The 19,173-nt window shown below is 73.5% G+C and carries 18 protein-coding genes; 12 read left to right on the forward strand and 6 right to left on the reverse strand.

Annotated features, from left to right (window positions below):
- Positions 1 to 98: 98 nt before the first annotated feature.
- Together ACIBJC_RS13900 and ACIBJC_RS13905 are read left to right on the forward strand one after the other, a co-directional pair.
- Positions 99 to 605: a DUF5949 family protein gene (locus ACIBJC_RS13900; RefSeq protein WP_399291795.1), complete on the forward strand. Its 507-nt coding sequence runs from the start codon at positions 99 to 101 to the stop codon at positions 603 to 605.
- Positions 606 to 628: 23 nt separating this feature from the next.
- Positions 629 to 1,294 (forward strand): vitamin K epoxide reductase family protein, encoded by a 666-nt coding sequence (locus ACIBJC_RS13905; protein WP_399291797.1) that lies wholly within the window; start codon positions 629 to 631, stop codon positions 1,292 to 1,294.
- 115 nt (positions 1,295 to 1,409) lie between these two features.
- Here ACIBJC_RS13905 and ACIBJC_RS13910 read toward each other — a convergent pair whose 3' ends face one another.
- Entirely contained in the window at positions 1,410 to 1,694 is a 285-nt protein-coding gene (locus tag ACIBJC_RS13910) for a hypothetical protein (RefSeq protein ID WP_399291799.1), read from the reverse strand.
- A gap of 298 nt (positions 1,695 to 1,992) precedes the next feature.
- Positions 1,993 to 2,232 carry a chaplin gene (locus ACIBJC_RS13915; protein WP_329821352.1) on the reverse strand — a complete coding sequence of 80 codons (240 nt, stop codon included), beginning with the start codon at positions 2,230 to 2,232 and terminating at the stop codon, positions 1,993 to 1,995.
- Between the two features lie 388 nt (positions 2,233 to 2,620).
- On the opposite strand from ACIBJC_RS13915, the gene ACIBJC_RS13920 reads away from it, so the two are divergent.
- The 8 genes from ACIBJC_RS13920 to ACIBJC_RS13955 all read left to right on the forward strand — a co-directional run bounded on the left by ACIBJC_RS13920 (position 2,621) and on the right by ACIBJC_RS13955 (position 12,812).
- Positions 2,621 to 3,862 carry a glycosyltransferase gene (locus tag ACIBJC_RS13920; RefSeq protein WP_399291801.1) on the forward strand — a complete coding sequence of 414 codons (1,242 nt, stop codon included), beginning with the start codon at positions 2,621 to 2,623 and terminating at the stop codon, positions 3,860 to 3,862.
- Positions 3,859 to 5,496 carry a sugar transferase gene (locus ACIBJC_RS13925; RefSeq protein ID WP_399291803.1) on the forward strand — a complete coding sequence of 546 codons (1,638 nt, stop codon included), beginning with the start codon at positions 3,859 to 3,861 and terminating at the stop codon, positions 5,494 to 5,496. Before ACIBJC_RS13920 ends, ACIBJC_RS13925 begins: the two co-directional genes overlap by 4 nt.
- The gene (locus tag ACIBJC_RS13930) at positions 5,496 to 6,932 is read left to right on the forward strand and encodes an O-antigen ligase family protein (RefSeq protein ID WP_399291805.1); all 1,437 of its coding nucleotides are present in this window, start codon (positions 5,496 to 5,498) and stop codon (positions 6,930 to 6,932) included. Before ACIBJC_RS13925 ends, ACIBJC_RS13930 begins: the two co-directional genes overlap by 1 nt.
- Positions 6,929 to 8,827 (forward strand): lipid II flippase MurJ, encoded by a 1,899-nt coding sequence (locus ACIBJC_RS13935; protein WP_399291806.1) that lies wholly within the window; start codon positions 6,929 to 6,931, stop codon positions 8,825 to 8,827. Before ACIBJC_RS13930 ends, ACIBJC_RS13935 begins: the two co-directional genes overlap by 4 nt.
- Positions 8,817 to 9,680 (forward strand): polysaccharide deacetylase family protein, encoded by an 864-nt coding sequence (locus ACIBJC_RS13940; RefSeq protein WP_399291808.1) that lies wholly within the window; start codon positions 8,817 to 8,819, stop codon positions 9,678 to 9,680. The genes ACIBJC_RS13935 and ACIBJC_RS13940 overlap by 11 nt, the downstream gene beginning before the upstream one ends.
- Positions 9,677 to 10,819, forward strand: a complete 1,143-nt coding sequence (locus ACIBJC_RS13945; RefSeq protein WP_399291809.1) for a glycosyltransferase — start codon at positions 9,677 to 9,679, stop codon at positions 10,817 to 10,819. The genes ACIBJC_RS13940 and ACIBJC_RS13945 overlap by 4 nt, the downstream gene beginning before the upstream one ends.
- A 131-nt stretch (positions 10,820 to 10,950) precedes the next feature.
- Entirely contained in the window at positions 10,951 to 11,583 is a 633-nt protein-coding gene (locus ACIBJC_RS13950; protein ID WP_399292331.1) for a lipopolysaccharide biosynthesis protein, read from the forward strand.
- Positions 11,583 to 12,812: a GNAT family N-acetyltransferase gene (locus ACIBJC_RS13955; protein ID WP_399291811.1), complete on the forward strand. Its 1,230-nt coding sequence runs from the start codon at positions 11,583 to 11,585 to the stop codon at positions 12,810 to 12,812. Before ACIBJC_RS13950 ends, ACIBJC_RS13955 begins: the two co-directional genes overlap by 1 nt.
- A 34-nt stretch (positions 12,813 to 12,846) precedes the next feature.
- Here the strand turns inward: ACIBJC_RS13955 and ACIBJC_RS13960 are convergent, their stop codons facing one another.
- Entirely contained in the window at positions 12,847 to 14,076 is a 1,230-nt protein-coding gene (locus ACIBJC_RS13960; RefSeq protein ID WP_399291813.1) for a glycoside hydrolase family 26 protein, read from the reverse strand.
- A gap of 170 nt (positions 14,077 to 14,246) precedes the next feature.
- On the opposite strand from ACIBJC_RS13960, the gene ACIBJC_RS13965 reads away from it, so the two are divergent.
- Positions 14,247 to 15,689: an ATP-grasp domain-containing protein gene (locus tag ACIBJC_RS13965; RefSeq protein WP_399291815.1), complete on the forward strand. Its 1,443-nt coding sequence runs from the start codon at positions 14,247 to 14,249 to the stop codon at positions 15,687 to 15,689.
- Between the two features lie 47 nt (positions 15,690 to 15,736).
- Positions 15,737 to 17,014 carry an FAD-dependent oxidoreductase gene (locus ACIBJC_RS13970; RefSeq protein WP_399291817.1) on the forward strand — a complete coding sequence of 426 codons (1,278 nt, stop codon included), beginning with the start codon at positions 15,737 to 15,739 and terminating at the stop codon, positions 17,012 to 17,014.
- A 52-nt stretch (positions 17,015 to 17,066) separates the two neighbouring features.
- Here the strand turns inward: ACIBJC_RS13970 and ACIBJC_RS13975 are convergent, their stop codons facing one another.
- From ACIBJC_RS13975 to ACIBJC_RS13985, 3 genes are all read right to left on the reverse strand, one after another.
- Positions 17,067 to 17,939, reverse strand: coding sequence for a chaplin (locus ACIBJC_RS13975; RefSeq protein ID WP_399291818.1), 873 nt, complete (start codon positions 17,937 to 17,939; stop codon positions 17,067 to 17,069).
- 155 nt (positions 17,940 to 18,094) lie between these two features.
- Entirely contained in the window at positions 18,095 to 18,328 is a 234-nt protein-coding gene (locus tag ACIBJC_RS13980; protein ID WP_399291820.1) for a chaplin, read from the reverse strand.
- A gap of 305 nt (positions 18,329 to 18,633) precedes the next feature.
- The gene (locus ACIBJC_RS13985) at positions 18,634 to 19,044 is read right to left on the reverse strand and encodes a rodlin (RefSeq protein WP_399292332.1); all 411 of its coding nucleotides are present in this window, start codon (positions 19,042 to 19,044) and stop codon (positions 18,634 to 18,636) included.
- Between the last annotated feature and the right edge of the window lie 129 nt (positions 19,045 to 19,173).

The following is a 19,173-nucleotide window of genomic DNA, read 5'->3' on the forward strand; positions in this document are numbered from 1 at the left end:
GCGGGCGTCGGGACTTGGCCGTAACTGCCCCTCGCAATAACCCACTTGGGTGACACGGGCTCACGGATATTCTCCGCGGGCCACTACTGTGCCCAGACATGACCTCTACCAATACCGCGGCGAACAATGCCCAGTACGCGGCCCTCCTGGGTACCCTCTCGGTGATTCCCTGGACGAGCGATCCCGCCGCCGGTGAGCGCAACGCGCCTTTCCTGCTGGCCTATTCACTCGGCGACGGCCGGGACGGTCCCGAGGCCGGTGAGGAGGCGATGCGTACGGTCCTCGCGGACATCGGGCTGAAGCCCGGCGGCGAACTGATCGATGTCGCGCAGTCGCACAACATCCCGATCAAGCTGATCGTCGAGGCGGGCCGGGCCGTGCTGACCATGCCGTACCTCAACGCGCAGTGCCCCGTACCGCCGGAGTGGCAGCAGGACGCGCGCGACACCGGGCAGGTCTACTTCCTGGTCGCGACCCGGCCGTGGGCCGAGGGCACCCCGGGGCGGCCGGTCGGCGAGGAGCAGTTGCGCGCCTTCGCGGGCGACGAGCAGATGCTCCTGAGCGCCGCGCACTGCCTGGTGCCGGTACGCGGTCTGCGCGGCTGAGCCGGGAAAGCGGGAGCGGAGAGATGGCAGCGGCATCGACCGGGTACAGGTCCGCCAGGGAAGCGGCGGACGGCATCGACGGCATCGACGACGCCGAGGGGGAGAAGCCCGGCGTACAGGGCGCGAGCCGGGCCTTCGCGCTGCTGCTGGTGGTCACGGGGGCGGCGGGGCTGCTGGCCGCGTGGGTGATCACGATCGACAAGTTCAAGCTGCTGGAGGACCCGGATTTCACGCCGGGGTGCAGTCTGAATCCGGTGGTGTCCTGCGGCAACATCATGAAGAGCGCGCAGGCGTCGGTGTTCGGGTTTCCCAATCCGATGCTGGGTCTCGCGGCCTATTCCGTGGTCGTCGCCATCGGGGTGGGGCTGCTGGCCGGGGCCCGTTACCGGGGCTGGTTCTGGCTGGGGCTGAACGCGGGGACGCTCTTCGGCGTCGGGTTCTGCACCTGGCTCCAGTACCAGTCGCTGTACAGCATCAACTCGCTCTGCCTCTGGTGCTCCCTGGCGTGGGTCGCGACCATCCTGATGTTCTGGTACGTCACCGCCCACACCGTCCGTACCGGGGTGCTGCCCGCGCCGGCCGCGCTGCGTGGCTTCCTCGCCGAGTTCACCTGGGTCCTGCCCGTGCTGCACATCGGGATCATCGGGATGCTGATCCTGGCCCGCTGGTGGGACTTCTGGACGAGCTGACCGCCATGCGGATCTGACCGTAACGCCGAACCGGCCGCTGGAACGATCGGCCCCGCCCGCCCCTCAAGGCAGAGCGCCATGAGGGGCGGTGGCGGGACGGCGACGACGGTGGGACTTACTTGCCGAGCGGGAGTCCGCCGAGCAGCTTGTTGCCCTGCTGGGGCTTGTTCAGGCTGTCGGTGACGCCCTTGACCGCGTTGAGCGCGGAGCCGTCGTTCTCGGTGTCCAGGGCGTTGGTGTGGAGCGGCTTGGCGTCGCGCAGGCCCTCGCTCGCCACGGTGTCCAGCGCCCCGTTCAGGCTGAACGAGGGGGACTTCGCCTCGGCGGCGAACGCCGGGGCGGCGGCACCCAGGACCACCATGGAACCGGCGACGACGGCAGCGACCTTCATGGGCTTCATTCTGATTCCTTCTCCGTGTGATGTCCGGTGCGCTTCGATACGAGTCAACTCTCGCCGCGCACAGGTCCTTTGGGAGGTTTTCCTCCCCTGGTCCCGTCTTCTCTAACGATTCCCCCGCGTGCCGGAAACTCCGTGCGGAAGGAATTCTGGGCGGGCCACCCGAATGAAGGGGAACTCTTCCTATTCTCCTATCAGCCCACTGGTGGAGTGGCGGGAACGGAACCCTGGCCGCGACGGGCGCACACGGGAAAGCCGCCCTCCCCCGGAGGGGAAGAGCGGCTCCGCGATGGGAACGGCGTCAGTTGTTGACGCAGACGTTGCCGAACGCCGGGTTCAGCAGACCGATGACGTCGACGGTGTTGCCGCAGATGTTGATCGGCACGTGGAGCGGGACCTGGACGATGTTGCCGGACAGGACGCCGGGGGAACCGATGGCCGCGGCCGAGGCGCCACTGTCGGCAAAGGCGGCGCCGGAGGCACCGGCGACAGCGGCGGCGGCCGCGGTGGAGAGAACAACAGCCTTGGCGATACGCGACATGGGGAAGGGCTCCTCGGTCGTATGGGGAGGGCATGGGCCGCCGGGCGCGATTGCCCGACTTATGGATCAACGCCGAGGACATCCAGAGGTTGCGGGCCGAACGAGTGAAGCTGGGCCGGGCGCGCGACTCCGGTGGCCGTGACCGGAGGGCCTTTCCCCGGTCGGCTGTACGTTCAGGGCGTTTCGGCGCGTCTGGCTGATTTTCAGCCCGCGCTCTGTAATGGTCCCATCTTGCCTGTTTCGAACGTCGAGGCGGAGAGCCAGTATGCGGAATTCTGCGGTTCTTTCTGTCGGGTGCGGCCTGCTGTGCGGCCCGGCTCTTCTCGCCCTGTCCGCGGTGAACTCCCGCGCCTGATTTCCCTGTATCCACGAGTGGAAAGAGTTGCGCGTGCAGCCACAACGGCACCGGCCCGGGACCGGCTTCACCGCGCTCCATCTCGTCCAGCCCGTCGACGGCGGTGTGGCCCAGGTGGTGCTGGATCTCGTCGCCGCGCAGGTGGCCGCCGGGTTCCGGGTCGTCGTCGGCTGTCCCCCGGAGGGACCGCTCGCCGGGGCGGCGGCGCGGCGCGGCGCCGAGATCCACGCGTGGCACGCCACCCGCGCGCCGGGGCCCGGACTCCTGCGTGAGGTACGGCAGGCCGCCCGGCTGGTCCGCCGGGTACGCCCCGATCTGCTCCACGCCCACAGCGCCAAGGCCGGACTCGCCGGCCGACTGGCCGTCAGGGGCCGTGTCCCGACCGTCTTCCAGCCGCACGCCTGGTCCTTCGAAGCGGTCGACGGGGTGACCGGACGGCTCGCCAGGCGCTGGGAACGGTGGGCGGTCCGCTGGACCGACCGGGTCGTCTGCGTCAGCGAGGCGGAGCGGCGCACCGGTGAACGCGCGGGCATCGACGCCACCTGGTCCGTCGTCCGCAACGGCGTGGACACCGGCCGTTTCACCCCCGGGGACCACACGGTGAACCGGGCCGGACCCGGACCCGGACCCGAGCCCGGACCCGAGACCCAGGCCGGTACCGGTACCGGCGCCGCGCGGGCCGCCCTGCCGCTGCTCGCCGGAGTGCCGGCCACCGCCCCCGTCGTCGTGTGCGTCGGCCGCCTCTGCCGCCAGAAGGGCCAGGACATCCTGCTCCGGGCCTGGCAGCCAGTCGTACGCCGGATTCCGCAGGCCAGGCTGGTGCTCGTCGGTGACGGGCCCGATGCCGACGCGCTGCGCGCAGCCGCCCCGCCGTCCGTGCTCTTCGCGGGCGCCGTACCGGACACCGCGCCCTGGTACCGGGCGGCCGACCTGGTGGTTCTGCCGTCCCGCTGGGAAGGCATGGCCGTGGCGCCGCTGGAGGCCATGGCGAGCGGCAGGACCGTCGTCCTCAGCGATGTGGACGGCGCGCGCGAGAGCCTGCCACCGGGGCGCGAGCGGTTCTGTCTCACCCCACCCGAGGACCCGCCCGCTCTGGCGGCGGCCGTCAGCGCCCTGCTCCACGACGGGCCGCTGCGCGAGGCCATCGGCCGCCAGGGCCATCAGCACGTACTCAGCACCTACGACGTGCGGCAGACCGCGCTGGCCATCGCAGACGTGTACCGCGAAGTCGCCGCCGTGCCGCGCCCCGAGCGCAGGGAGCCGATTCCCCAGTGACCACGGAAAGCACCAGTGTTCCGCCGCCGCCCGGCCGGGCGCGCACCGCACCGCAGCACGGGGAGCGGAACCAGGGACAGCCGACGACGCGGCTCTCCCTGGCCAAGTCGACCCTGCCCGGCCTGGGCCAGCAGGCCCTGGGCCAGCAGGCCCTCGGCGGGCGGGTCCCCCTCGCCCCGCCCCGGGACGCCACCGACCGCGTCGCGGTGCCGCCCCGCCGTACCCCGGTCCACGACGCGCTCCGCTTCGGCCTGCCGCTCCTCGCGGTGGACGGGCTCGCGGCGCTGCTCTCCACCGCCGTACTGGGCGACGAGCAGCGCACCACCCTCCTGGTGGTCCAGCTCCTCGTCTGCGTGACCGGGCTCAACGCGCTCGCCGGGCTCTACCGTCCCGGAACCGTCGTCTCCGGGCTCGACCAGCTTCCCGCGTTGGCCGCCAGGATCGCGGTCGCCTGGTGCGGCGCCGCGGCGGTACTCGCCGCGCTCCTGCCCGCCCACGCCCTGGGCTTCGCGGCCCTGGCCGGTGGCGTCGCCGTCCAGCTCGCCGTGTGCGGTACGGGCCGCTCGCTGCTGCACACGTACCGCCGCGCGCTCGCCCGCGGCCGGCTGCGGTCCGCCCTCGTCGTCGGTTCGGGGACGGCCGCGCGCCGGCTGGCCTCGCTGCTCGCCCAGCACCCGGAGTACGGACTGCGCCCCGTCGGGATCGCGGCCCCCGCCCCCGCCCGGGGGGACGGCCACCAGGACGGGCCTCCCCACGCCAGTGGTACGGATGTCCCCGCCCTGCCCGTGCTGACCACCACCGAGGAGATCCACCGCGCCGTTATCCAGAACGGCGTCCAGGAAGCCCTGTTCATCGACGCGGGGGGCGGCCACGGCGACCCCGGCGGGTGGACCGGCCGCGCCGGGCTCGTCCCGCTCTTCCACGAGTACGGCTGCGCCACCTCCTTCGTCGGCGCCGGCCCCTGGGGCGCGGCAGCCCCGCCCGCCCTCATGGAGCATCACCTCTGGGGCTTCGGCCGCCGCCGCGTCGAGCCGCCCACCGCGCACGCGCACCGGAGCGGCGCCCTGGCCAAACGGCTGCTGGACCTGCTGATCGCGGTACCCGCCCTGCTGGCGCTCTCCCCGGTACTGGCGGTCTGCGCGCTCGCGATCCGGGTCTGCGACGGCCGCGGTGCGCTGTTCCGGCAGGAGCGCGTCGGCCAGTACGGCCGCACCTTCACCCTGCTGAAGTTCCGTACCCTGCGCCCCTCCGACGACCACGAGTCCGCCACCCGCTGGAACATCGCGGGCGACCTGCGCATGAGCCCCGTCGGCAGTGTGCTGCGCCGTACGTCGATGGACGAGCTGCCCCAGCTCTGGAACGTGCTCCGCGGTGACATGAGCCTGGTCGGCCCCCGTCCCGAACGCCCCTTCTTCGTCGCCGACTTCAGCAAGATCCACCCCGGTTACGCGGGCCGCCACCGGATGCCCGTCGGTATCACCGGTCTCGCCCAGGTCCACGGGCTGCGCGGGGACACCTCCATCGAGGAGCGCTCCCGCTTCGACAACCACTACATCGACCACTGGTCGCTCTGGCAGGACGTGTGCATCCTGGTGCGCACCGCCCTCTCCCTCCTCCGCCCGGCGGGAAGCTGATGGCCACCGGCGCCGTCGAAGCACCCCGCGTACGGCCCCATCCGCCCGCATGGTCCGACGCGCTGCGCCGGGCGGCGCCGCTGCTGCCCGCCGTGGCCGTCGTCGCGCTGCTCGCCGTGCCCGCGCCGCCGGCCGGTGACGGCTCCGCCGGGTCGGGGAGCGTGGCCGACGCCGCCTCCGCCGTGCTCGTCCTGCACTGTCTGCTGCGCGTACTGCGATCCCGGGCCCGCCCGTTGACCTGTACCGCCGCACTCGTCCTGGGACTCCCGGTGCTCGGCGTGAGCGTCGCCTCGCTCACCGCCGACGACCCCGCGGCCACCCTGCCGGGCCTGGCGCGCTACCTCCAGATCTTCGTGCTCGTACCGGCGGCCCTGCTGCTCCTCATCCGCGACCGCCGCGACTTCCGGCTGGTCGCCGGGTCGGTGGTCGTCCTCGCGCTGGCGCAGGGGGCGATCGGGGTCACGCAGTTCCTGACCGGCACCGGCGCCTCGTACCAGGGCGCGGACATCCGCGCGGTCGGCACCTTCGGGGCCACCGATGTGATGGGGATGGCCACCGTCGTCGCGTACGGGCTGATCATCTCCGTCGGCTACGCCCTGGGCGGCGGCGCGGGGGCGCCGCCCGGACAGCGGGCGCTCGCGCTCTGCTGCGCCGGACTGCTCTGCGTACCGCTGCTGCTCTCCTTCAGCCGTGGCGCCTGGATCGCCACCGCCGTGGCGCTCGCGCTGCAACTCGCGCTCTCGGGCGTCCGCAGGGCGCTCGTCGTGGCACTCACCGCAGGGGCGCTCGGGGTCGTCCTCGTCGGCGGGCTTGGCATCGGCTCGCAGATGATCACCGAGAGGGTCGACTCGATCGCCCGGGTCGCCGACGCGCCCGACCAGTCCGTCACCGACCGGTACACCATGTGGGCGGCGGCCACCGACATGTGGCGCGAGCGGCCCGTCACCGGCGTGGGGCTGAAGGGCTTCCCCGCCTACCGCGACCACCACGCCTCCCTCGCGCTCTCCGCGGCCAGCGACACCTCGGGCGCGGGGGCGGGGTTCCAGCGCCAGCCGCTGCTGTCGCCGCACAACATGTACCTCCTCGTCCTGAGCGAACAGGGGCTGCTCGGCATCGTCGCCTTCACGGCCAGTTGGGCGGGGCTCCTGGTGTGCGCGGTGCGCGGACTGCGCGGGGCGCGCCGCTCCGGTACGGGGACGGAGTGCGGGCTCGTCGTCACGGGGCTGCTGGTCTGGCAGTTGGTGGACTTCGGTTACGCGGACATCGGCGGCCCGTCGACCGTCCTGACGGCGGTGATGCTCGGCCTGGCGGCCTGGTGGGCGCTGGGCCGGCGGCACGCGACGGCGTACGGCGGGGCGGCGGGATACGAGGCCCCGGCGTACGAGGCCAGGGCGTACGGCGGGGTCGCGGCCGGCAGAGGGGCCGGCCCGGCGTGAGCGATACGACGCACTCCCTCCCGGCCGTCCCGCCGCCCTCCGTGCCCCCGGTCGCGGAGGCGGGACCCGGCGTCCCGGCCCCCGGCACGGCCGGTCCGGGCGCGGCCGGTCCGGGCGCGGACCGTCCTGGCACCACCGGCACCGTCACCCCCGACCCCTCGGCCGTCACCCCCGACTCCGCGGAGGAGTCCGGCGGGCGCGCCTCCGCCTCCGGGCGGTTCCTGGCGCGGGCCGCGTTCGTGACCGCCGCGCTGACCGCCGCCGGATCGCTCCTCGGCCTGCTCCGCGACCAGACCATCGCCCACCTCTACGGCGCGGGCCCCGACACCGACGCCTTCCTCGTCGCCTGGACCGTGCCCGAGGTCGCCGCCACGCTCCTCATCGAGGACGCCATGGCGCTGATCCTCGTCCCCGCGTTCAGCCTCGCGCTCGCCCGCCGGGCCGCCCGGCCGCCGCAGGACCGGGCGCGCGACTGTGCCTCGGACCTCGACCCCGTACGGCAGCTCACCCGCGCCACCCTGCCCCGGCTCTTCCTCGCCCTCAGCGCGTGCGCGGCCCTGCTGGTCGCCCTCGCGCCCTGGGCGGTCGCCGTCCTCGCGCCCGGTCTGCCCGAACCCCGGCTGGCCGTCGACTGCACCCGGCTGACCGCCACCTCGATCTTCACCTACGGGGTGGCGGGCTACTGCAGCGCGGCGCTGCGCGCGCACGGCAGCTTCGTGGCGCCCGCCGCGATCTACGTCGCCTCCAACGTCGGCATCATCTCGACGATGCTGCTGGCCGGCGCGGAGACGGGGGTGCGCGCGGCCGGGGCCGGGGTCGCCGTCGGCGGTGTGTTCATGGTGCTGATCCAGCTCCCGGCCCTGTGGAACAGGCTGACGGAGCGGCGGCCCACGAGCGGTCACGAGCCCCCGCCCGCCACCGAGACGCCCCCCACCGTCCTCACCGGCCCGCCTGTCCCCGTACCCGTACCCGCGACTGCCACGGCGACGACGGCGACGGTCACGGCGACCGCGCCGCTCACCTCGCCCGTCGTCCTCGGACTGCTCGTCCCCGTCATCGCGTTCGCGCTCAGCCGCCAGTCGCAGGTCCTCGTCGAGAGGTTCCTCGCCGCGCCGCTGCCCGCCGGGGCCATCTCGCACCTCAACTACGCGCAGAAGGTCGCGCAGATCCCGATGACCCTCTCCCTGATGCTCTGCACCGTCACCTTCCCGGTGGTCGCCCGCGCCATGGCGGCGGGCGAGACCGACCGGGCCAGGCGGCGCGTCGAACGGGATCTCGCGCTCGCCGGGATCATCGTGCTGATCGGGGCCGCCACCGTCATCTCCTGCGCCCCGCAGATCATCGAAGTGCTCTTCCAGCGCGGCGAGTTCCACGCGGCGGACACCGCGGCGACCGCCGCCGTGATGCGGGTGTACGCGCTCGGCCTGCTCGGCCACACCCTCGTCGGGGCGCTCGTACGCTGCTACTTCTCCGCCGCGCGCCCGCTCTGGTTCCCCGCGCTCGCCATGACCGCGGGGCTCGCGCTCACCGGCGGCGCGGGCGCCCTGCTGGTCGGCGTCTGGGGCGTGCGCGGCATCGCCGCCGCCAACGCCCTCGGCATCACCCTCACCGCCGTCCTCATGCTGGGCGCCCTCCGCCGCCACAGCGTGCCCGTCAGGACCCGCCACATGACCGGCGGTCTGGCCAAGCTCGGCGCCGCCGCCGCGGCGGCCACCGGCTCCGGCTGGCTCTGTGCCGCGCTCGTGCCCTCCCCGGCCCTCGCCACCCTCGCCGCCGGGCTGGTGGTGACCGTGGTGTTCCTCGTCGTCGCGCGCGCCCTGAAGGCGCCCGAGACCGACTCCGTCCTCCGCTCCCTCGCCCGTCCCTTCTCACGAAAGCTCGCCGATGCCCGCTGACAAGGCCGACCTGACCGACGTGGCCGACCCGAGGTCCGGCGGCCCCCTGTGGGCCGTCATGTACCACTCGGTCGCCGACCCCACCGACGACCCCTACCAGGTGACGGTCTCCCCCGGCCGGCTCGAACAACAGCTCCGCTGGCTGCGCCGCCGTGGCCTGACCGGTGTCTCCATGGCCGAACTGCTGCGCGCCCGCGCCGAGGGGCGCGGCGCCGGGCTCGTCGGGCTCACCTTCGACGACGGCTACACCGACTTCGTGGCGAACGCCGTCCCGCTGCTCCGGAAGTACGGGTGCACCGCGACCGTCTTCGTCCTGCCGGGGCGCCCCGGCGGCACCAACGAGTGGGACAGCCCCGGCCCCCGCAAGCCGCTGCTCACCGAGGACGGCGTACGGGAGGCCGCCGCGGCCGGGATGGAGATCGGCTCCCACGGGCTGCTCCACGTCGACCTCGACACGGTCGACGACGCCACGCTCGCCGCCGAGACCGGCCGCAGCAGGGAGTTGCTGCGCGAGCTCACCGGCACCGAGGTCGGCGGCTTCTGCTACCCGTACGGCACGGTCGGCATCCGTGCCATCGCCGCCGTGCGCGCCGCCGGGTACGGGTACGCCTGCGCCATCGACCCGGGGCCGCTGACCGGGCTGTTCGCGCTGCCCCGTATCCATGTGGGGGAGCGGGACACCGGCCTCAGGCTGCGCCTCAAGTGGCGGCTGCACCACCGCAGGCGCGAACCCGTGCCGTCCGCCGCCTTCGCGGAGTACGCCCGCTCCGCCGCGTGCCGCGCCACCCCGGCGGCCACCTCAGCGGCTGTCCCGGCAGCCACCTCAGCGGCTGTCCCGGCGGCCACCCCGTGAAAGTCCTGCATGTCATCACCGGCCTCGGTATCGGCGGTGCCGAGCAGCAACTGCGGCTGATGCTGCGTCAGTTGCCCACCCACAACGAGGTCGTCACCCTCACGGACCCGGGCCCGGTCGCCGAGGGCATCGTCGCCGACGGCGTACGCGTCGCCCACCTCGACATGGCCGGGAACCGCGATCTCGCCGCCCTGCCCCGGCTGACACGCCTCGTCAAGCGGGGCGGGTACGACCTCGTCCACACCCACCTCTACCGCGCCTGCCTGTACGGCAGGATCGCGGCCCGCATGGCCGGGGTACGGACCATCCTCGCCACCGAACACTCCCTCGGCGCCGTCCAGATCGAGGGCCGGCCGCTGACCCCCGGCGCCCGCGCCCTCTATCTCACCGGGGAGCGGCTCGGCACCGCGACCGTGGCCGTCTCCACCACCGTCGCGCGCCGGCTGGAGCGCTGGGGGGTGCGCCGCGACCGTATCCACGTCGTCCCCAACGGCATCGAGTCCGGGCGCTTCGCCTTCGACGAGAAGGCGCGCCGCGCCGCCCGCGAGGGGCTGGGCCTGGCCGAGGACGCGTTCGTGGTGGGCGGCGTCGGGCGGCTCGCCCCCGGCAAGCGGTACGACCGCCTGGTGCGCGCCGTCGGTGAACTGTCCGGAGCCCGGCTCCTGTTGGTCGGCGAGGGCCCGGAGCGTGCCCGGCTGCTGCGGCTCGCCCAGGAGCGCAGGATGGCCGACCGGGTGCTGCTGCCCGGCGCCTGCGAGGACCCGCCGCCCGTCCCGCATCCGGGGGACCTGCCCTCGCTGCTCGCCGCCATGGACGTCTTCGTCTCCACCTCCCACGACGAGGCGTTCGGGCTCGCCGTGGTGGAGGCACTCGCCGCCGGGCTGCCGGTGCTCCACGTGACCTGCCCGGCGCTCCAGGACCTGCCGCCGGAGGCCGCGCCGGGCGCGCGCCGGGTCAGCGGCTCCGTCCCCGGTCTCGCCGAGGAGCTGCGCCGGCTGCGTGCCCTGGGCCCGCACCGGCGGCCCGTACCGCCCGCCGTGCACCACTACGACATCGCCCGCAGCGCCGAGCAGTTGATGGCCGTCTACGAGGGCGCCCTCCGCCGCCAGCCCCCCACCCGAGAAGCGAGCAGCTCATGACCCAGCAGGCGCCCCAGCAACCGAACCGGCGTCCCCTGCGCTGCGGTACTTCGCGCGGCCGGCGCCCGGAGCCCGAGCGCCGCACCACGCCCCCGGCGTGGCGGACGCTGCCGTCCCGGCTGGCCCGGCGGATGCGCCCGAGGGCGCTGCCGGTCCGCTGGATCGTGCCGGCCGCCGTGCTGGCCGGGGCGGTGGCGGGCGGTGCGTACGGGGCGCTCCGTACCCCCGAGTACGCGGCGACCAGCTATGTCGTCGTCGTACCGACCGAGAGGTCCGACCCGGCCGCCGCGCTCGGCTTCGCGACGGCGTACGGGCGGGTCGCCTCGCAGGTCGCGGTGGTCGGGGACGCGGCGGTCTGGGCCGGGGTGCCCGCCCGGACCCTCAAGAAGGACGTCCAGACGGCGACCTCGCCCGACGCGCCGATGATCTCGGTGACGGCGACCTCGTCCAGCGCGGCGACCGCCGTGAACATGGCGGACGGCGTCGCGCGCTCACTCGTCGTCAACGGCTCGCAGATGCAGTCCAGTACGCACGTACGCGTCCTCCCGTTCTCCCGGGCCGTACGGCCCACGAGCCCGGTCACGCCCACCGCTCCGCTGGCCGCGCTGGTCGGCGGCTGCGCGGGCGGGCTGCTCGGCGGCCTCGCCCTGCTGGTCCGGCCGAAGCGCCGGCAGGAGGGCCCCGCGCACACCGCCGGGGCGTCCGTGCCAGGACCCGCGACCGGCTCGGCGGCCGGCTCCCCGCAGCAGCCGGAAACGGTCTGATGGCCCCCGGCCCCGGCACGCGGACCGCCGCCTCCTACGTCCCCGTATCGGCGCTGCTCAACGCCTCCCGGTCCGGGGCGGTGTTCACCACGGAGGTGTGCCGGGACGCCGGCCGCTTCGCCGAAATCGCCCCGGAGTGGCGCGCCCTGTACGACCGCTGCCGTACGGCCACCCCCTTCCAGAGCCATGCGTGGCTGCACTCCTGGTGGCTGTCGTACGGTCAGGGCTGCGGCCCGGGCGGCGCACGTGGCGGGCGGGGCGGTCGTGGCCGGTTGCGTGTCGTCCTCGTACGCCGGGACGGGGAGCCGGTCGCGGCGGTCGCGCTGATGCTCGCGCACCGCCCGCTGCCCGTCCTCGTCCACCTCGGTGGCTCCATCACCGATTTCTCCGACGTCCTGCTCGACGACGAGCACGCCGACACCGCCGCGCCCGCGCTCGCCAAGGCCCTCGCGGACCTGGCCCGCACGGCGGTGATCGACCTGCGCGAGGTACGGCCGGGGGCCGCGGCCGACCGCCTCTACGACTGCTGGCGCGGGCCGCGCCGCCGGCTGGCGGACTCCGTCTGCCTCGAACTGCCTGCCGTCCCCATGGACGGACTGCTCACCAGACTGCCCGCCGCGCGCGCCCAGCGCGCCCGCGCCAAACTGCGCAGGCTGGACGCGCTCGGCATCGACGAGCGGGTGGTGGAGCGCGCGGAGATCCCGGCCGCCGTCGAACGGCTGCTGGCGCTGCACCGCCTCCAGTGGCAGGGCCGCGGCGTCACTGCCGAACACCTCAGCGGGCGCTTCGCGGAACACCTCACCCGGGCCGTGCGCGCCATGGCCGAGTCGGGCGACGCGCGGGTCACCGAGTTCACGCTCGCGGGCGCGGTGGTGGCCGTCGACGTCACCCTGATGTCGGGTCACCTCGCGGGCGGCTATCTGTACGGCGCCGACCCCGCGCTGCGCGCCAGGAAGGCGGACGTCGCCACGATGCTGCTGCGCGGCGGCGCGGGGTGGATCAGCGCCAGCGGCCGGACCACGCTGAGCATGCTGCGCGGCGACGAGCCGTACAAGCACCACTGGCGCCCCGAGACCGTCACCAACCAGCGGCTGCTGCTGGCGAGGTCCGCGCTGGCGCCGTCCCTGCACCTCGCGGTCGCGCGGGCGGCGGGGCGCGGCCGGGCGGCCGAGCTGGTGAAGCGGGCGCGCCCGCGGCTGCGGGCACGGCGAGGCGGCGACCAGGGATGACCTCGCCGCCGCCGTCCGTGCCGGGGAATCGACCTCAGGTGCGCCGGCTCCCCCACCAGTCGAGACGGATACAGATCTTGCCGCCCAGCCAGCTCTCCAGCCAGGTACCGAGGTTCAGCGGGCGGCAGCTCCGCGGAGGCTCCGGGGTCGGGCGCGGGACGGGCGGGGGCTCCACGGGCGCGGTGATCGGGGGCTCCGGTGCCGGAACCGTGGGCGGAGTGGGTGCAGCGGGCGGTGCGGGGGGAGCGGGCGGCGTCGGGGTCGGTACGGGCTGCGGGTCGTGTCCGTACAGCATCGAACGGAACACCCTCGACGACCTGGGATTCCGGTTGCACTGCCAGACACCGTGGGGGCAGTAATCCGTGATGGTGTTGTACAGCGGCTTGTACGTGTCGATCCACTGGAGCATGCGCCGCATGTACACAGGGTTGTCCCCATTGCGGAAGAGGCCCCACTCCGGATAGGAGACAACCTTTCCATGCGCGGCGGCGAAGTCCACATGCTGCTGGAGTCCGTAAGGCTCACTGACCTGTTCGTCGAACGTCCGCCCCGGCGGCTGGTCGTACGAATCCATGCCGACGATGTCCACGGTGGCGTCGCCCGGATAACACTCCGTCCAGGGAATGGCGTCCCGTCCCCGGTTCGGGGCGAAATCGAAACGGAATTTCTGTCCTGGCACCTCGCGCATCGCGGTGACGATACGGTTCCAGTAAGCCTTCCACGCCTCCGGGTCAGGACCGCAACGATGGGTGTACGTGGTTCCGTTCATCTCCCAGCCGAGCACGACCACCGTGTCGGGCACCCCGAGGGCGACGAGCCGCCGCGCCAGCGCCCTGAAATGGCCGTCGTACTGGCCCGCGGCGCCTCTGCGCAGCTCACGGCGGACCAGGCTGTCCGGCACGTGGTCCTCGTTCCGCTCCAGCATGGGCACATTGAGGACGAAGAGCCGGTCGTCGCGCGCCTTGCGCCACTCGGCCCAGCTCTCCAGGAAATCCGGGCTGCCCTCGATGTTGGACCACATGTCGCCGGGGAGATAGGTGTGGCCCACGCGCAATTCCCGGCCGCCGAGCCATTTCTCCATGGCCGCGATGCGCCGTACCCCGTCCGGCCCGTAGTCGAGATACGCGCCCAGCGCGGGCGACGGGGCCGCGGGCGGCTTCTGTCTTTCCGCGTCACCGGAATCCGAGGAGATTCTCGGAACGGGCAGCACGGCACCGGAGGCGAGAAGTCCGGCCGAGACCACACCCAGGCATGTGGTCGTCATCCTTCGACGTCGTCGACGGGTCATGTCCGCTCCTTGTGATCGCACGCGCTTCCGTGTCCGCGGGCCGTGGTCACGTTGATCACAAAGTATTTCTAATAAGCCGGTCGGGAACCCGACCTGGTGTTCCAGTAGTCCGTTCGTGAATTTCATCCCTCGCATGGGGTATCGAAATGAAGGGCACCACCGTGCCGAGCTTTGACACCCGCGTCCCGGCCGTCCTCGTACGGCTCGACCGGAACCCGTTCCACCACGGCACGCTGGGCGCCGTACGCTCCCTCGGCCGCGCCGGCATCGAGGTGCACGCGGTGGTCGAGGGCGCGCACAGCCCCGTCGGGCGCTCCCGCTATCTGCGCCAGGCCCATCTACGGCCCGGTCACGCAGTGGATCTGACGGCGGATCCGACGCACGACCCGGCGCGGGACCCGGCGCTGTCGGCGGTGCGGCGGCTGCTCCTCTCCATCGCCGACCGGCTCCCGGCCCCGGCCGTCCTCATCGCGATGGACGACCTGAGCGCGATCGCCGTGGGCCGGCTCCAGCCGGAGCTGGCGGGCCGTTACCTCCTGCCTGAACAGCCGTCAGGGCTGCCCGAGCGCGTCGCCGACAAGGCGGAGCTGGCCGGAATCTGCCAGGAGCTGGGCCTGCCCCATCCGCGCACGGTCATCCCGGACGGAGCCGCGGAGGCCGCCGCGGCGGCCTGGTCGCTGGGGCTGCCCGTGGTCGCGAAGTGGAGCAGGCCCTGGCTGCTGCCCGAGGGGTCCGGGCTGCGCAGCACCCGCGTCGTCCGCTCCTCGCAGGAGGCCCGCGCGCTGTACGGGCGCAGCGACGAGGCGGGCAGCAGGCTGCTGCTCCAGGAATTCCTGCCGCACGGCCCCGACCGCGACTGGTTCTTCCACGGGTACAGCGCGCGCGCCCCCGAGGCCGGCCGCACCCGGCTGCTCGGTGCGGCCGGGCGCAAGGACCGGGCCTGGCCGGTGGGGGCGGGGCTGACCGCGGTCGGCCGGTGGCTGCCCAACCCGGCCGTGGAGCGGCTGGCGGGCGAACTGGTCGCCGCGCTCGGCTACCGGGGGATCCTCGACCTCGACTTCCGCCGCGAGGCCGCGACCGGCGCGTACCACCTGCTCGACTTCAACCCCCGGCCCGGCGCGCAGTTCCGGCTCTTCACCGACCGCTCGGGCACGGACGTGGTCCGCGCGCTCCACCTCGACCTGACCGGGCGCGGCCTTCCGGTGCAGGAGGCGGTGCACGGGCGCGCGTTCGTCGTGGAGAACTACGCGCTGCTGTCGCTCCTCTCCCACGCCGGGGCGTCCAGAAAGCTGCCCCGCTTCCGCTTCCGCTTCCCTTCCCCTTCCTCTTCCCGTTCCCCCTCCCGTTCCACGGAGACGGCGTGGTGGGCGCTGGACGATCCGCTGCCCGCCTGCGCGATGGCCCTCGCCTGGGCGTTGCATCTCGTACGGCGCGGCGGGCGGCTGCTGCGCCGCGCCCTGCCGTACCGGCGTACGGGCGAGGCCGGACGGCCGCCGCGCACCCCGCCCGCACGGCAGCGGTGGAGCGGCCCGGACCACTCCGGCCCCACCGACCGATCCAGGACCCCCGCATCACGCCGTACCCGATGACCTCCCACCCCCTGACCGACCGACACGCACAGAGAGCGGGAAACACCATGCACGACCTGGTAGTTGTGGGCGCAGGCCCCTACGGACTCTCCATCGCCGCGCACGCCGCCGCGGCCGGGCTCGACCTGCGGGTGTTCGGCAGGCCGATGGCCTCATGGCGGGAGCACATGCCGCCGGGGATGTTCCTGAAGTCCGAACCGTGGGCGTCCAACCTCTCCGACCCGGACGGCGCCTACGGCCTCGCCGCGTACGCCGCCACCCGGGGCAGGGAGGCCCGGCACGGCGTTCCGCTGCCGGTCGGTCTCTTCGCCTCGTACGGACTGTGGTTCGCCGAGCGCGCGGTCCCGCCGGTGGACGAACGGACCATCACCTCCGTACAGGCGTGCCCCGGCGGGTTCCGGCTGACCGCCGAGGACGGTGAGCAGCTCCTGGCCCGTACGGTGGCGCTCGCCGTCGGGGTGATGCCGTTCATCGACATCCCCGCGCCGCTGCTCGGTCTGGACCGCGCGCAGGTGACCCACAGCAGCCACCACGCCGATCTGACCCGCTTCGCCGGCGGCGACGTGACGGTCATCGGGGCGGGGCAGGCGGCGCTGGAGACCGCCGCGCTCCTCGCCGAACAGGGCACGTCCGTACGGCTGGTGGCCCGATCCCAGCGGCTGAACTGGAACACCCTGCCGCCGCCCCTGGACCGCCCAGCCGCCACGGCGGCCCGCGCCCCGCACACCGGGCTCGGGTGCGGCTGGAAGAACTGGCTGTACGCGGAGACCCCCGGCGTCTTCCGCCGCTTCCCCGAGGCGACCCGCGCCCGGATCTTCACCTCGGCGCTCGGCCCGGCCGGCGCGTGGTGGCTGCGCGAGCGCTTCGAGACGGCGGCGCGGGTGGAGGTGCGGCTCGGCGAGAGCGTGGTGACGGCGGCCCCGGCGGGCGGGCGCGTACGGCTGGAGCTGTTCGCCACCACGGGACGGACGGAGACGGTGGAGACCGACCATGTCATCGCCGCCACCGGCTTCACCCCGGGGCTCGACCGGCTCGGCCTGCTGGAGGGACCGCTCGCCGAGGGCCTGCGGACCGTGGGCCCGAGCAGGGCGCCGGAGGCGAGCGCCGCCTTCGAGTCCTCGTACCCGGGACTGTTCCTGGCGGGCCTGCTGAGCGCGCCGTCGTTCGGCCCGTCGATGCGCTTCGTGTACGGGGCGTCGTACACCGCGGAGCGGCTGGTGGCCGGGGTACGGCGCAGGGTCGGCGCCCGGGGCGGACCGCTCGCGAAGGTGCGTCAGCGGCAGGTGCGGCGGCAGGTCCGCCAGGACCGGATCCCCGTGAGGTGACCTCGGCCCGTCGCCCCGTCAGCCCCACGCCGACGGGGTGACGGGGCGGTGGTCAGACGCGGGCCGCGACGCGGGAGCGCCGGTACAGGAGCGCGCCGCCGAGGATCAGCCCGGCGCTCGACGCGGCGGCGCTGAGGAGGCGGGGGTCGCCACCGGTGGCCGCGAGCTGCTCATCGGCGGCGGGGTTCGCGGCGACGGGCAGGACGGCGGGCGTGATCGCCCGCGAGGTGACCTCGGTGTGCGGCACGTGGTGCGGGGGTGCGGCGGGGGACGGCGGGAGTACGGAGCGGTCCTCCGGCGGCGTGATCTCCTCGGGCACCTCTTCGGGGGCGTCGGGGAGTTCGGGGGCGGTGGGCCGCTCCGGGGGCGTGCCGTTGACGCAGGAGTTGCCGAAGGCCGGGTTGAGGAGGCCCACCAGGTCGACGGAGTCGCCGCAGACGTTCACGGGGATGTCGACCGGCGCCTCGACGCTGTTGCCCCCGAGCACGCCGGGCGACCCCTTGGCGATGCTGCTGGCCTCGCTGCCGGAGCCGGTGACCGCCTGGTGCGGGGCTCCGGGCGCCAGGTGCGGCTGGGCGGGAGCGCCGTGCGGGGCGGGAGCGCCGTGCTGCTGGGGCGCGTGGTGCTGGGGCGCCGCGGGGTGCTGAGGCGCGTGCGGGGGTGCCGTGTGGTGCTTCGGCGGGGCCGACACGTTGGCGCAGGAGTTGCCGAAGGCGGGGTTCAGGAGCCCGACGACATCGACGCTGTTGCCGCAGACGTTGACCGGGACGTCCAGCGGCGCCTGGACGTTGTTGCCGGACAGCAGCCCCGGCGATCCGACGGCCGCGCCGCTCGCGTCGGCGGCCTGGGCGTAACCGCCGCTCAGGGACAGCACACTCGACGCCGCGGCGGCCGTGAGCAGTCCTTTGCCGATGAGGTCTCGCACTCTGTTTCTCTCCTCCTGCCGGTGGACCGGCGGGCTGTTGTCGCGGGTGGGTTCGGTGCCCCACCGGGACCGGTCCCGGAGCGCGACCGAACGCGCTCCGGGACCGGAAGGGGGTGTCCCGCGGGACGCCCCCGGGACCTCACGAGGTCACAACGTCACTTGTTGATACAGACGTTGCCGAAAGCGGGGTTCAGGATCCCGATGACGTCGATGCTGTTGCCGCAGACGTTCACGGGGATGTGAACGGGAATCTGGACGACGTTGCCCGAGAGGACACCCGGGGAACCGACGGCGATGCCCTCGGCGCCCGCGTCGGCCATGGCGGGGGCCGCGGCACCCATGGCGAGGAGCAGACCCGCGACGACCGTTGCGGCCTTCTTGCACTTCATGTTGAGCCCTTTCCGCAGCGGCGAACACGTCCGCACGACCGTCGTGCGGGCGTGAGCCGTCGACTACCGGCTCTCACTCCGCTGCTGGAACTCCAACGAGAGGGCCGTTCCGAGGAAACTGTCCTGATTTACGGCATTGTTGTTTCACCCGATTGCGCCCTTGAGGATTTTCGTTTCTGCGCGGAAGAAACAGACGCGGAAGAACGGACGCGGAAGAACAGACACCGAAGTGCCGAAACGCCGAACGGGCCGTACGGGGCGCCATTGCCCCGTACGGCCCGCCCATCGCGCGCCGAGCGGTCGGGTCAGCCGTTGCCGACACCGTTGCCCGAGAGCACCGGGATGTCCTCCAGCAGGTGCGACAGCGGCTCGTCGCCCTTGGCCTGGGTGGAGTTCTCCGCGCACTGCTGGTTCTGCGGGGAGGACAGGACGTTGACGTCCTGGACGGCGACGGGCACGAGCAGGCCGACGAGCGAGCCGACGTTGGCCTTGATCGGGGCGCCGACGCACAGCTTGTTCAGCGACCCCTGGACCAGCTCCAACTGAGGGCTCTGGTCGCCCTTGGTCACCGCGTTGCCGAAGGTCTCCTTGGCGCCGTTCCCGCTGAACGACGTGGTGCCGCCGTCATCGGCGATGGCGAGTGCCGGAGCTGCGGCGGCGGCGGAGACGCCGACGACGGAGACGGCCATGGCCGCGCCGGCCATAATCTTCTTGATCACGGTCTGTTTCCTTTTCTCAAGAAATGCATGTGGAGCGACCTGAACAACCGGGTGGCGGTGTTTTGGTTCTCCTCGGCCCTCCTGCTTCACCCGATCGGCTTGTCCGCCCTCCGAGTGGTAGATCGC

Origin of the sequence: Streptomyces sp. NPDC050509 (genome assembly GCF_044457965.1) — a bacterium.
Lineage (GTDB): Bacteria > Actinomycetota > Actinomycetes > Streptomycetales > Streptomycetaceae > Streptomyces.